Genomic DNA, 13,926 nt, shown 5'->3' on the forward strand with positions numbered 1-13,926 from the left:
AACTCATCCAAGACTCTCCGAACCCAGAAGGTCCCACCATGAAGAAGAATCATCCCCCTGACTTCGCCGTTTCCCTCTCCGTGAAATCGAGGAGCCTCTCCCTACGGGGATTGCTCCTGGGCGCCGCGCTCATGACGAGCGTGGGCTGCGGCCCGGGGGAGGAGCTTCCCGTGCAGGAGGAGACCGGCTCGAACGGCCAGGCTCTCGCCACCACGGTGCTCCTCTTCGAGCATGGGACCTACGGGGGCCGCGTCCAGTCCCTCCAGCCCGGCCGCTACGACGTGGGCCAACTGACCACCGTGGGCAATGACTCGGTCAGCTCGCTCCAGGTGCCGAGCGGCTGGAGCGTCACGCTCTACGAGCACGGCGGCTTCAACGGCAGGTCGAAGACCTTCACCGCGGATACCACCTGGGTGGGAGACGACTTCAACGACTTGACCTCGAGCGTGGTAGTGGAGGCGCCCTCCCTGCCGCAGGGTAACTCCGTGTATGGCTATTGGAGCAGTTCGGGGGGGAGGGTCCCTACCAGCCCGGCCAACCGGCAATTCATCGTGGACTACACCGGCCCGGCCAGCACGGTGACGTTCAATCTCACCGCGCCGCTCGACACCTACCTCTACCTGACGGATGCGAATGGCAACGTCCTCGCCCAGGACGATGACGCCGGTGGGAACCTCACCTCGCGCCTGTCCTATTTCCTGTCGCCGGGCACCTACAAGCTCGTCGCGGCGACCTACTCCCCCGGGCTGAGCGGGGAGTTCACGCTGAAGGCGGACAAGGCGGTCATCCGCTATCCCCAGCGGCTCTACGTCCAGGCGGCGACGGCGTTCAACTGGGTTTACGACGACCACGGGACGGGTGCCGACAGCGACGTGGCCGTCTGGCGCGCCAACCTCGCCCAGTACCCCGGTTACTACTCGCTGGGCGACGTGGCCCAGCCCTTCCATGGCTCGGCGCCCCGGGGGAGCTTCGTGGCCTCCGGCGAGGGAGATGTCCTGGCGCGGCCCGTCGACTACGCCTGGGTGTGGAGCGACTGGGGCTCGGGCGGCACCCATGACGTCTCCATCTGGGAGCCGCTGCCCGCCGCGGGCTACACCTGTCTCGGCACCGTCACGGTGCTCGGTTACGACAAGCCCTCGACCGACCTCATCCGCTGCGTGCGCAGCGAGTACGTGCTCCCGGCGAACCCCTCCGGGCTCTGGAATGACAGCGGCTCGGGCGCGGACTACGACGTGGGCATCTGGCAGGTGGAGCCCCGGGACCCGCGTGGCCTGGCGCTCTCCACCTTCATCGCCCGGCCCAGCCACACGGACACCGGCGGCAACCGCTACTGGGTCCTCAACAAGAGCGCCCTCGCCAACCCGGAGATGAAGGGCGTGCCCGTGGATGCCGTGACGGTCTCCCAGTACGCGCCGCTCGTGTGGCTGCATTCGGAGGAGTATTACTTCCCGTCCTCGGTCGAGTTCTTCCTCCCCAACGTGCACGAGTCCGGTGGGTACATGGTGACCAACCAGGCCCTGGGGTGTGACTCCTGCACGGATCCCCAGTTCCTCGATGGTCAGCGGCCGGACACGACCCAGGTGCCCGTCTACGCGGAGATCGTCAACCGCACCCAGGGTGGCCAGCCGACCAACATCACGGACATCGTCTACTGGACCTTCTACCCGTACAACAATGGCAAGCGCGTGTGCATCGGCTGGTACTCGCCCTGGGGCTGTGTTGGCGGCTACTCCACCTTTGGCAACCACGTGGGAGACTGGGAGCACTTCACGGTGCGCTTCGTGGATGGCCGGCCGTCCCAGGTGTTCCTGAGCCAGCACTCGGGGGGGCAGACCTTCAACTTCGGAGACAAGAACCTGGCCCTGACGGGCTTCCACACGGAAGTGTACTCGGCCCTGGGCTCGCACGGCGTCTATCCGGACGCCGCCCGGCACATCTACCAGACCATCGGAAACGGGGACTTCCTCGCCGACGACACGAGCCGAGGCATTGCCTGGAACACCTGGAACAGCACCGTGCCCTTCTTCCGGCAGGCGCCCGGTACGTATGGCGGGAGCCTGTCGTGGCTCAACTCCACCAGCCGTTGGGGCAATCCCAAGTCTGGCTGCGGCTTCTCGGAGCAGGTGAGTGGTGAGTGCGTGCTCAACGACGGACCCACCGGAATCATGGACAAGTCCGCCTCCAACCCCGAGAACCTGACGCTGGAATGAGGCAGAAGCGCGACATCCGGGCAGGGCAGGACAGGAGCCCCTGCGTGCGAAGGACCGGCACGCAGGGGCAGGGCCGTTTCAGGGGAGAGGCAGCTCAGCCCTCTTGTTCTTGCCAGGGCACACGCTACCGTCAGCCTCCCACGGGCCTCTGTGGAGCTCCTGGTCGCTCGGGTGGTTCGAGGCCTACGAGAGCAGGAGAGAGCGCCTTGGGGAGCAAATCGGTTCTTGTCGGACCAAATTTGGACCAAATCCGTATGCGTATAGGAAAGATGGGGGCGCTTATGAGGGTGGCGGGCTGGTGCAGAGTGGCGAAGGAGGACTGCTGACGGGAGCGGCCTGGGCAGTGCGTCAAGTCGGTGGACAGGCCGTGAAGCCCCATGTGGGAACACGCCTGCCCAGGCCGCCCTCCCAAGCAGGAATCATGTTCGTAGTGACGTCCACCACGACGTTGACCAGGAACCCACCGCTACTGCCCAGACCTTCGCGGTCCATGGCTTCTTTTGAATGTTCCTATGTCTATAGGAATCCGTATCGCAGAGGCACGAAAGAGGCCGAAAGCTCGGCCCCAGCGCAAACAGATGCTACGAACGTCTCTTTAGAGCAAGTTTGACCGTAACATTCAACTGGCCGGCGTAGTCACATACCCTGGGGACTGCTGTCCATCCCTCGCTGAGCCTGTTGTAGCTCGACCTTGGTCCTGGCCAGTCGAGCCGCCAGGAACTCCAGCTCCATTCGTGTCGTCATGACGGCGGGTAGTGCAGAAGGAACGTCTGCCGCAGTTACCTCCCTCAGCCCAATAGCGCGTTACCTCGTCGGCCCAGTTCGCCAGGGTCGTGGGCGATCTGGCGAGCCATATTTCTTAGCGTGCGTATGCATCGACGTTGGTGATACGCTCCTGCGTCGCAACTGGTGGCACCCGGAGGCGCAATGTTTTGGATGGTCGAATGGAAGGCTTGGTCGGCTCGATATGAGGCGATTGCCGCGCTAGTGCAGCTATACGTACAGGCAGGCACGTTTGCTACTTTTGCCGACTTGGCAGGACGACAAATTATTCCACAGCTCGTGGATCAGCGAGCCTTGCTTGTGGGGTTTAGGGATAGATTTGCTTCGCAGCTGCCGCCCGATGCTGCGCGGTCGCTTCAAAAGCACCTTCAAGGACAACTGGCCGAGCAACAATTCGATGCGCAAGGGGCCGCCGGCCTGCCAGGCGCCTTGAGACTGCTGGGCGCGCTCGCAATGGTAAAGGCCGAGATTGATTTTTGCTTGGCGGACAAGGGGGCACATGCGGTTCGCGCTAGCGAGCGAGCATTTGAGCATCTTCAGCGCAGCTTGATTGCGGATGAAGATGTCCATGCCAAATGGAGGAGGGCATTCGATGTTGGGGAGGTGGCGTGCGAGAAACTGGGGGCCGTGCATATGCTCCTCCATGGTATTTGGGCATTTAAGGCGAACGCCGAAGGGGGAAGGACAGATCTCATTCTGGGAGACAGCGTAAGGGATGCTGATGCAGCGCGCTCATCCGATGCGATGGTGCTGACGGAATGGAAGATGGTGAGAGATGGGGATGATGCTAACGACAGTGTTCGGACGGCCTTCAGGCAGGCAGAGAGATACTCTCGCGATACGCTTGCTGGGTTCGAACTCTCCACCCATCGCTACCTGGTGCTTGTGTCGTTAAAGAAGCTGACCCCTATCCCAGAGGCGCCTCGAACGGATAAGTGCCTCTATGTCGTGCGAAACATTGCGGTTGAGCCCTTAACGCCTTCGATGGAGTCTAGGGCAGGCTAACTGCGCAAACTGGCTGTGGATTAAAGGCGACAAAATCTGGAGCCTGACGCCCCACTATCCTCCGTGTCTGGTGCGGCGTGAGCAGCCGTCTCCGCCGCCAGAACGGCTCTCGGGTCCTTGCATACATCGTCCTCGCCTCGGGAACGCCGTCCAGTTGTTGCTGCGCCTGCCTTGGCTCCATCTCAGTCCTGGGCAGTCAAGTCGCCAGTGCCTCCCGCTCCGTTCATGTCGTCATGGACCGGAGCGGTCGCAGAATCCGCGCCCGCCATCTCGGTAGTAGTAGCGAACCCCTTGCCCTCGCAGGTGTTGTGGTACGTGAGGACGAGGCACGTGCCTCCGTCGAGCAGCTCGCCATCCCCGGTATCGCCGCAGTCCTGGCAGTGCTCCACGCCCATGGCGGCGAACTTGCGGGCGAGGAAGAGCTCCCGCTCGAGCTGCGCGCGCAGGCCCCCGACGTCCACGCCGAGGAGCCGCTCCTGATGGCGGAGGCAGGTGGCGTCCCGGTACCGGAGGGCCCATTCCTCGTAGGTGGCTTGGTTGAGCGTCGCCCTCCGAAGTTCGGCCTCTGCGGCGTCCAGCTAGACCCGGGAAGACACCTGCCGCTCCTCGAGGGCCTCGACCTCGGGGTGGAGGAGCTCGGCGCCGACGGGGTCCACCGCGGCAAGTTCGGCAAGCATCTCGGCCAGGGTCGGCTGGGTGGGGGACGATGGCGGGGCGAGACAGGGCATGGGCTTCCTCCGGGGTGGGTGAAAAGACACGAGCCCCAGAAGGGGTGTTCTGCCGGGACCGCGTGTGCCCGGGGATACGTCCCCTCCGGAATGCAGGTTCGATTCACACTTGCTGCTGCGAGAAAAGCGTGGAACACATACGGGTAGGTCCACGAGCAAGGTGAGCCACGGCGAAACCGGGGGGCTACGTGAGCGTCGAAGAATGGGTCGTGTCGCTTGGTGGGAGTGGAGCCGTCGCAGCGTTCTTCAGTTGGCTCTTCCATCAGACTTCTGCCCAGGCCGCCCGCCCAGGAGGGAGAGAGGGCAGGGGGGGTGGGCCTGTGGGCACCTGCGGCTTGGGGCTCAACACCAGGCGAGCTGCGGTGGCCCCTGCGCCGGGGCCAGTTGAGCAGGCCGAGAGGGCAACTCCAAGTGGTCCAAAAGGGCGCGTACTCCGTCGGGTGCCGTCAGGTACGCCAGCACCATGCGCCGGCCTGCACACCGGGCGCAGGCAGGCGAACACGTCCAGCGCGAAAGTACGGCGAAGCGGTCCGGCCCAGTCCACTCGCGGCGTGCGCTCCGTCTTCGCCACCCCCTCCGTCGTGGCCAAGGATAGGCTCTCCTCCTCCGGCGCGGACTCCATCCCTGCTTGAGGGCGTGGTCGCGCATAAGCCCCAAATACCTTAAACTGCGTAAATAGATTTCCGAGGTGCTGACCGAATGTACTTCATATGTGATAGCTGCCGCTCGCGGTACCTGATCAGCGACGACAAGATCGGTCCAAAGGGAGTCAAGGTTCGCTGCAAACATTGCGGCTATAGCATCGTAGTTCGCCCTGCTGGTTGGACGGGAGATACGGACTCTGCTGCTCCTGACCCACCTCCAACCTCATCTTCGCCTTCGGTCTCCCCATCGGCTATCTTCAACGCAAGCACTGTGCAGGCTCCAGCGCCAATCCGATTTGCTTGCGATAGCTGTCGTGCGCAGTACATGATCGATGCTGGCAAAGTCGGTCCAAAGGGAGTCAAGGTCTGTTGCAAGCGGTGCGGGTACAACATAGTAGTTCGCCCTGTTGGCTGGACCTCTGCCCAGAATCTCCTTTCAATTACAGGCAAAGAGGCTGTGCCTTCGACTGTTCATCAGTCGGTAACTGAGAGTAAAGTCATCGATTCGTCCGAAGTACGTCTCGGCCTAAATTCCTCTGGAAGCCCACTAGAGACGAGCCCTTTCAAGCTCGCGGTCGAAACGCAGATCGGTGAAATAACCGACGAGATGCGAGCACGAATCGCACTCGTTCGTCCGATTCTGAATGCAATTCTGCACGCATTGCAAAAGGAGCGCATGGAACGATTGGGGGGCGTCGCAAAAATCACGCTTGCAGACTTGGCAAGGGAGTATCGTGAGGGCTCGGGGGACTGCGGCATTTGTTTTGAATATGCAGTGCACGATGCGATATGCCGAGGGGATCGCCTGATAGCACCACTCATAAATGAGGTGCTTGAGGATTTCTGCGGGATTACTGGGAATGCGAAATCTATCCTCTTTGGTGCTGAAAAGGCAGGACGAATTTCGCTCATCGAGCCCGCCGAAGCATTGCTTACAGAAGAATCCAGAATATGGGTGGGCAATCGTGGGCAGCCAGCCAAGTTGAAGCAATATATAAAAATTGCAGAAAAGGCGTTCCATCAGCCTGAGCATCGAAATCTTCTCCCCCGCAGCATTCGTGGCATTTGGCGAGCGGACCTGTTTCTAGGCTCCGCGACCATGGACAAGTGGGTGGCCACAACCCTGAAGATCAACGCTCGCGATCTCTCTGGAGATGCAGGACTCCGCATCGGAATTTACCCGGAGAGCCGAAACGGGGAGCGACCCTATCTCGACGAAAGCAAGAACCTCATTATTTGCCCCCTGCCTTACAATGCAGGATTTATGGAGATTTTCTACAAGAGCTTCCTTATCGTCAGGCAGTTCCTTGCGGCTGATGCCCGGCTTCCCAGGGAGGTGGCACTTCCCGATTCAGTTGATCGATATGTCGCCAGCGAACTCGTTGCGCGCAGGGCTTATGCGATTTTGGATGTGATTGAAGCGCTTGCGCCGGTGGCTCAGCCCAGCTTGGTTGAAAGCACAGAAGTCGGCACCTTCCAGCAGAACACTCAAACACAGGCCATCGCTCCAATTGCTAAGACCGTTTGAGCGTATAGGAAAGATGGGGGCAATTTTGAGGGTGGAGGGTTGGTGCAGAGGGGCGGAGGAGAGCCGCAGACGGGGGCCGCCTGGGCGGTGCTCCAGGCCGGTGGATGGCCCTGCAGACCCATGAGGGAACACGCCGCCCAGGCTGCCCGCCCAGGAGGGAGAGGGCAGGGGGGTTGGGCCTGTGGGCACCTGCGGCTTGGGGCTCAACACCAAGCGAGCTGCGGTGGCCCTTGCGCTGGGGCCGGCTGAGCAGGCGGCGAGGGTAACTCCAAGTGGTCCAGAAGGGCGCGTATCCCGTCGGGTGCCGTCAGGTACGCCAGCACCATGCGCAGGCCTGCACACCGGGCGCAGGCGAACACGGAGCCCCAGTTCCTTGATGATCAGCGGCCGGACACGACCCAGGTGCCCATCACTCGCCCTTTGGGTGTGTTGTGGCGGTTACTCCACCTTTGGCAACCACGTGGGAGATTGGGAGCACTTCACGGTGCGCTTCGTGGATGGCCGGCCGTCCCAGGTGTTCCTGAGCCAGCACTCGGGGGGGCAGACCTTCAACTTTGGGGACAAGAACCTGGCCCTGACGGGCTTCCACACGGAAGTGTACTCGGCCCTGGGCTCGCACGGCGTCTACCCGGACGCCGCCCGGCACATCTACCAGACCATCGGCAACGGGGACTTCCTCGCCGACGACACGAGCCGAGGCATTGCCTGGAACACCTGGAACAGCACCGTGCCCTTCTTCAGGCAGTCGCCCGGTACGTATGGCGGGAGCCTGTCGTGGCTCAACTCCACCAGCCGTTGGGGCAATCCCAAGTCTGGCTGCGGCTTCTCGGAGCAGGTGAGTGGTGAGTGCGTGCTCAACGACGGACCCACCGGAATCATGGACAAGTCCGCCTCCAACCCCGAGAACCTGACGCTGGAATGAGGCAGAAGCGCGACATCCGGGCAGGGCAGGACAGGAGCCCCTGCGTGCGAAGGACCGGCACGCGGGGGCAGGGCCGTTTCAGGGGAGAGGCAGCTCAGCCCCCCTGTTCCGTATGCGTAGAGCCGCCTGGGATGTGCACCAGGCCGGTGTCCACCCAGCTACCGCACAAGACTGCTGGGCTCCTATAATCCTTTCGCAGCCAGCGCGGCGATTTCGTAGTCGCCGTCATCCACCAGCCGTTCCCATCCCTCGAACCTGCCGAGGCCCAGCACGCGGGCCATCGACAGCAGCAGGCTTTGCCCTGCGACCGGACGATCCGGCGCGAGCGCATATACCGGGTCGGCGAACGCCGCCTGCGGCGTGGTGATGGTCCACCCCATCTGCTTGAACATCGCAATCACATCATCCAGCCACATCGCGTTGATCAGGTTGTGGTGCAGGAGAATCACCTGCGCGATATCACGGCCCTGCAGCTTCTGCGACAAGTCGCGATAGGCCAGGGCGCGCTGGCGGATGTGACTCAGATAGGCATCTCTGATCGCACTCACGTCGGCGGCGGGATTTTTCGTCAGCGTCTCCACCAATTTTTCATTGAGCCGCCAGTCGCTGGTATCGAGGCTCACGTACGCATTCCGGTAGCCCTGCTGCTTGAGGAAGCTGCGCATGCCGTCGAGCTTCTCCGGCGTGTTCCCTTCGCGCAGGAAGGTAAAGCGGAACCACTTCTGATAACCCGGGAGGCCGCTGATGATGCGGTCACAATCGAGCATCTCGCGCTGGTATTCTTCGAGCGGCACCTTGTGCAGGTCCGGATGCGTCATCGTATGGTTGCCGATCGCGTGGCCTGCCTTGCCCCACGCACGCGCCAGTGCCAGGCCCGCCTCGGTATTGGCGCCGTTCCCCGCCGTGACGAACAGCGCGGCCTGCACGCGATGTTTTGCCAGTGCATCGAGTATGGCCTGGTTGCGCTGCTGCGCGTTCATGCGCGGCATGTCGCTGACATGCGGGCCGTCGTCGAACGTGAAGGCGACGGATTGCGCCTGGGCGGCCATCGACGCCAAAGCGAGCGCGGCGATGATGAATCGAACGGTCGTATGTCGCACTGCGGTTCCTTTTGGCGTGAGCGGCCGGGGCGCTTCGTTCTCGGCTGGCTTGGACACGGTCCCAACCTCCGAGCCGCAAACTACTAAGGCCTTAGTTGGATCGCAACTAAGGATTTAGTTGGTCGACGAATGGGGAGTCGCGCAGAGGCGGAATAGAAGCCGTGCGTCGCTGCGGGCTCGTATTCGCCGCCATCACGAGCTCGGCTCGCCGGGCCGCTCAGGACCGAGCGAGCACGTCGAACTCCACCTGGGCGAGCTCGGGGTAGTAGCACTTGAGGAAGGTGAGGATGAACACCCGGAAGGAGTCGAGCCGCTGGGCCTTGTTCTCTCCGGTCCACCGGTAGAAGCCGAAGTTGGGATCGAAGAACTCCAGCACGCTCTGCGTCCCCGAGGAGAACGCGGAGACGGAGCGGTGATGGATGCCCATGACGTGGCCGCCCTTGCCCTGCTCCTTGAGGCCGAAGTTGATATACAGCTCCGTCGTGCCGAACGTGGCCGAGCAGCTCGAGATGGCGGTGAGGAGCAGGTCGCCCACCTCCAGCAGCTCCTCGGTGGTGACCTTGGGGACCTTGGTCCGATCCAGCGTGGCCCGGAAGTTCTGGCTGCGGCTCTTGGTGTTGAACTTGTTGGACTCGGTGGACTTCTTGAGGATCTTGCGCACCACGAGCTGGTGTTTGAGCTCCATGCTCCAGAGCTCCATCTGCGGCAGGTTCGTCACCGGGGTGATGTGCTTGTACGTCCCCGAGGGTTTGCTCAGGTAGCCGGCCCCTTTGGTCGCGTGGTTGTACTTGCTGTCCTTGTCGAGGAGCACGCCCGGCTCCTTGGGGTTGGCCAGCGAGGTGACCGAGTCGGGCATCGTGATGGGATCCGAGACATCCACGATGTGGTCGACCGTGATCCGCACGGGCGCGAAATGCTGGCGCTTCATCCACTTGTCGAGCTGCGCATCGCGCGCGGTGAGACTGGCGTGGGTGCTCACGTCGCTCACATCCATCGTGGGGGTGTCGGACAGGAGCCACTTGAAGAAGGCCGCGTCGCTCTCGCCCGCGAACTTGCCTCGGAACCAGCGCGTCACCATCGCGAAGCAGGCGCCCCCCACCGAGTACTTGTAGGTGGCGGCGTCCTTCAGGCTGTTCTCCCGTCCCTGGCAGAAGCCGGAGACGAGACTCCCACTGTGGTCACGGGCGAGCTTGGCGAGCGCATCGATGGCCTTCACGACGTCGGGGTAGGCCGTATAGCGCTGCTGGTAGTCGGTCGCGGGCATTCAGGGCTCCTTTGGGGGGGAAAGGACCGCTGAAGAAGTCTAGCAAAAGCGCGGATTTGCGGATGCCCCCCTTCCTTCGGTGGACCTCAGGCAGTGAAGAACCCGGTCACGGCCGGGGCGAGCACCTTCGGGTTGACGTTGTGCGTCTGTCCGTCCAGCGTGCGGCGCTGTGCCCGAGGCAGGATGCCCGCGGCGGTCTCCGCGGCCTTCTTCAGCTTCGCATCGGTCTTGCCGCCGTACAGGATGAGCGACGGGACCTGGATGGACGCGAGGCGTGCCGTCGGGACGGTGAAGTCCCCCATGATGTTGGCGTCATACGGGAGCGTGTGGGCGACGGCCTCGAGCTTCTTCCAGACGCCCGGCATCAGCCGCGTCATGACGACCGCGAAGGCCGGCACGCCGACCATGTCCCGCATGAAGTACTTCAAGGCACGGCCCCGCTGGCCCTCGGAGAGCAGCCGCTTGAGTTGGGCTTCGTGGTTGGCCTTCGCGTGGTTCGCGTCCTGCGCCGCGATGTACGGAGGCTCGTAGGCCACCAGCTTCAAGATGTTCAGCCCGCTCGCAGCCGCCTCGAGCGCGAGGCCGGCACCGGATGACAGCCCCACGACGAACGCGGAGCCCCCTGCCACCTGGATGAGCGCATCGAGGTCTTCGAGCTCGCGCTCCTTCGCGTATGGCTGCGTGTCACCGCTGTCGCCACGGCCTCGGCGGTCGTACATGAAGACCGTGAAGCGCTGCGCGAGGAGTGGAGCGAGCTTCGGCATGGGCCCGAACTTCCGGCTGCACAGGGCGCCGTCCACGAGGATGAGGGCAGGGCCCGAACCGAGCTTCTCGTAGGCAATGGGAGTGCCGTCCTTCGAAATCACCTTGTCCATGGATTCTGTTCTTGTCTTGCGAGGTATGGCTCGTACTGACAGTCAAGCAATGATTGCTGGAGTGCAATCCCCTGAGGGGAGAATTCCGGCTTTCCCTTTACTCAGTGTGAAATATCGGATAGATGTGTTTAGGCAGTGAGCCGAGTCATTCATCCATGGTGGACGTGCAGTGGCTCACTCTGGAGTAGAGATGAGGAAGTCAGAAAACACACCTGTGTGGGTGGTGTTGCTTGCGCCAGTTGTCATCGGTCTTGTGGCCTGCGGCGGTGAAATGGAGTCCGCTCCGAAAGAGCTCCCATCGCAGACACAGGAGGTCAGCGAAACCGTTTGGGATGGAGTCTATCCGCCGAGACCGTGGACCGCGCCAACGCTGCTCGTGGACAGCAACTTCCCGAACGGCGTCCTGAATTTCGCGACGGCCAGCGACTTCGCCAATTTTTATCTCGCCCTCGACTCGGCCGTCAGCTCGAGTTCCGCCAGCAGCGGCAGTAGCGGTGTCACCCCGTTCAGCGCCGGCAGCACCGCGAGCGCGACCACGAACTATGCGGCGTTTTCGGTGAAGCTGAACGCCGGCCAGGTCCTCGAAGTCGGCACGTGCGATCTCGAGGGTTCCTCGTTCACCGGCGACACCTTCCTCCGCCTGACCCTGGGCGGCACCGAGGTCGCGTCCAACGACGACGCATGTGGCGGTAGCGGCAGCCGCCTCTCCTTCACCGCCGCCACGGCCGGCTTCTATGAGGTCCGCATGGGCTGCTACTCGGGGGGCAGCTGCAGCGGCACGGCGAGCTACTCGGTCTTGACCCCTGGCATGAGTGGGGGACTCAGCGGCGCGCGCACCTACGGCGGCGTGAGCACGAGCAGCACCACCGCCAATTACTCCACCCTCGTCATCAACCTATCGCAAGGCCAGGTGCTCGACGTGGGCACCTGCGGTGTCACGGGCTCCTCGGTGACCGGTGATTCGTTCCTGCGCCTCATTGATGCGGACGGCAACGTCGATATCGCATACAACGACGACGCGTGTGGGGGACACGGCAGCCGCATCACCTACACTGCGGACCGCACGGGTGTCTTCGAGCTGCGTCTCGGGTGCTACATGGAGACCACGTGCTCGGGAACGCTTGCCTATACCCTCACCCCGAAGCTCAGCCCTTCGCAGATGCTGCCGGCCTCGTTCGTGAGTGCGAAGACCTACCTCGCGTATGCCCGCCCGGGCGAGCAACCGGGAGATGCCGTCGTCGACGTCGACTACAACGAGTTCGTCGACGATATCGCGGACTACCTCACCGAGGATGACACCCTCCGCCGCATCGTCGATCAGAACCTCCAGGTCGTGATCGAGGGGCAGTTGTACCAGCTCACCAACATGGGCGTGTTCCAGGTCGACATGTCGGCCCTCTCTGCTTATCGCGCATGGCTCAGCACCAACGCGTATGCGATGAACACCGACCCCAACTTCCAGGCGATTCCGGGCGAGGTCGCGATCGGTGGCAGTTCCTACCGGGTCATGCCGGGCGTCATTCGCACGGTCGGGGGCTTTGGCACGCCGTCGGTGAAGCTGCTGGGCTTCGACGACGACGGTGGCGACACCACCTCGTGGCGGGTGGTCCCGCCCGTCGAGGGCCAGTCCACGCTCGACGGTCATGGCACCGCCGGAGCGGCGGTCGCCAGCGGCCAACCTGTGTTTGAGCAGGAGCGGAGCGCGGTGAGTCGCGCCTCGGACATGGTGGCCTCGGGGGTGCTCAAGGGCGCTGGCGGCGCAGAGGTCGGCCGCATCTCGTACTGGTACGGCAAGGTCAATGTGCACAAGGCGCCGGGTGGATCCTGGCTCAAGGATTCCGACTGCACCTCGGGCGCCGACATCGATCCTCTCACGTACTGCCGCAAGTTCTTTCCGGGGACGACCTCGGTCACCGAGGTGTCGGTGACGGCCAAGCCGGACAATCTGTGGAACACCGCGTCCTGCGCTCAGGTTTACTCTGGCAATGGTCTGCGGGAGTGGACCTGCAACGATGACTCCATTCCGCCTCCGAGCTGCACCACCACGCCACCCGCGATCAACTTCGCGAACTATACGGTCGGATCGAACTTCAAGAGATCCGAGTCGATTACCTTCAGCAACAGGCGCTTCGTCTTCAAGACCCAGTCTCCTGGCTTCCTGCTCAAGATTGGCGGTATCGAGTTCGGCTTCCACAAGATCGATATCAAGGGCAAGCTGCAACGCAAGAAGCGCTTCCTGGGCATTGGCTACTGGGGTCCGTCCTATGCCGACGAGATTGTCGTCGGCATGGACAACATGAAGCTCGATACGGACTACATCGTCCCGCACCCCCAGATGTACAACAGCCTCAACAAGCCCAAGTTCAACGGCCTGGCTGACTACGAGATTGGCAACTGGGTGGTGCAGGCGGCGAACATCTCCGTGAACCTGAAGCTCCCCTACTACCCCATCACCACGCAGGATGTGGCGAACTGGGTCAACGGCGGGATCAATTCGGTGATCGGCAATGTCTACAACGACATCTGGAAGGGGATCGAGACGCACGTCATGGATGCCATCGATCCGACGTACAACACGCGGTACGCGGCGTACACCAAGATGGTGTCCGACATCGACGATGCGTACAAGCTCCGCTGGGTCTCGGGCAAGGGCGAGAAACCCCAGTGCTACAGCCATGAGAACACCTGGAGGTTCGACGCGAATTTCGGCTTCCGCTACGTCAAGGGCGGCGGCGTCGCCGGGCCGCCGGGTTCGCCGCCGACCCAGGTCAACTACAAGTACTCGATGAAGGCCGGCAGCTTCTACGGCCGCGCCCGTCTCGGCGGAAGCTGGTACGGCATCCGTATCGTTCGTACTCCGTAGTGCG

General features: G+C 62.7%; 10 protein-coding genes and 1 pseudogene. 5 read left to right on the forward strand and 6 right to left on the reverse strand.

From position 1 onward, the window contains the following. Window positions 1–38: 38 nt before the first annotated feature. On the forward strand, window positions 39–2,210 hold the full coding sequence (locus tag DAT35_RS30135; protein ID WP_233261801.1) for a Vps62-related protein: 2,172 nt from the start codon (window positions 39–41) through the stop codon (window positions 2,208–2,210). Window positions 2,211–3,203: 993 nt separating this feature from the next. On the opposite strand, the gene DAT35_RS58335 is transcribed toward DAT35_RS30135, so the two are convergent. The 3 genes from DAT35_RS58335 to DAT35_RS59200 form a co-directional block, all read right to left on the reverse strand. Continuing rightward, entirely contained in the window at window positions 3,204–3,563 is a 360-nt protein-coding gene (locus tag DAT35_RS58335) for a hypothetical protein (protein WP_146209947.1), read from the reverse strand. Window positions 3,564–4,180: 617 nt separating this feature from the next. Then, window positions 4,181–4,459 (reverse strand): hypothetical protein, encoded by a 279-nt coding sequence (locus DAT35_RS30145; protein WP_108071383.1) that lies wholly within the window; start codon window positions 4,457–4,459, stop codon window positions 4,181–4,183. Window positions 4,460–4,576: 117 nt separating this feature from the next. Next, a complete protein-coding gene (locus DAT35_RS59200) occupies window positions 4,577–4,726 on the reverse strand; it encodes a hypothetical protein (protein ID WP_158501949.1) in 150 nt (49 codons plus the stop codon). A 699-nt stretch (window positions 4,727–5,425) separates the two neighbouring features. Here DAT35_RS59200 and DAT35_RS62465 point away from each other — a divergent pair. The 3 genes and pseudogenes from DAT35_RS62465 to DAT35_RS30170 all read left to right on the forward strand — a co-directional run. After that, a pseudogene (locus DAT35_RS62465) lies at window positions 5,426–5,758 on the forward strand (MJ0042-type zinc finger domain-containing protein); the annotation flags it as partial. A 69-nt stretch (window positions 5,759–5,827) separates the two neighbouring features. Further along, the gene (locus DAT35_RS30160; RefSeq protein ID WP_233261819.1) at window positions 5,828–6,898 is read left to right on the forward strand and encodes a hypothetical protein; all 1,071 of its coding nucleotides are present in this window, start codon (window positions 5,828–5,830) and stop codon (window positions 6,896–6,898) included. Between the two features lie 460 nt (window positions 6,899–7,358). Beyond that, window positions 7,359–7,820: a Vps62-related protein gene (locus tag DAT35_RS30170; protein ID WP_233261802.1), complete on the forward strand. Its 462-nt coding sequence runs from the start codon at window positions 7,359–7,361 to the stop codon at window positions 7,818–7,820. A 182-nt stretch (window positions 7,821–8,002) separates the two neighbouring features. On the opposite strand, the gene DAT35_RS30175 is transcribed toward DAT35_RS30170, so the two are convergent. From DAT35_RS30175 to DAT35_RS30185, 3 genes are all read right to left on the reverse strand, one after another. Beyond that, on the reverse strand, window positions 8,003–8,977 hold the full coding sequence (locus DAT35_RS30175) for a polysaccharide deacetylase family protein (protein ID WP_199243041.1): 975 nt from the start codon (window positions 8,975–8,977) through the stop codon (window positions 8,003–8,005). Window positions 8,978–9,137: 160 nt separating this feature from the next. Beyond that, window positions 9,138–10,184: a hypothetical protein gene (locus DAT35_RS30180; protein WP_108071385.1), complete on the reverse strand. Its 1,047-nt coding sequence runs from the start codon at window positions 10,182–10,184 to the stop codon at window positions 9,138–9,140. 86 nt (window positions 10,185–10,270) lie between these two features. Then, complete coding sequence (locus DAT35_RS30185) at window positions 10,271–11,059, reverse strand: alpha/beta fold hydrolase (protein ID WP_108071387.1); 789 nt, start codon at window positions 11,057–11,059, stop codon at window positions 10,271–10,273. 190 nt (window positions 11,060–11,249) lie between these two features. Here DAT35_RS30185 and DAT35_RS30190 point away from each other — a divergent pair, with 190 nt between their 5' ends. Next, a complete protein-coding gene (locus DAT35_RS30190) occupies window positions 11,250–13,922 on the forward strand; it encodes a hypothetical protein (protein ID WP_158501950.1) in 2,673 nt (890 codons plus the stop codon). Window positions 13,923–13,926: the final 4 nt, after the last annotated feature.

The sequence above is a fragment of the Vitiosangium sp. GDMCC 1.1324 genome (assembly GCF_003044305.1).
GTDB lineage: Bacteria > Myxococcota > Myxococcia > Myxococcales > Myxococcaceae > Archangium.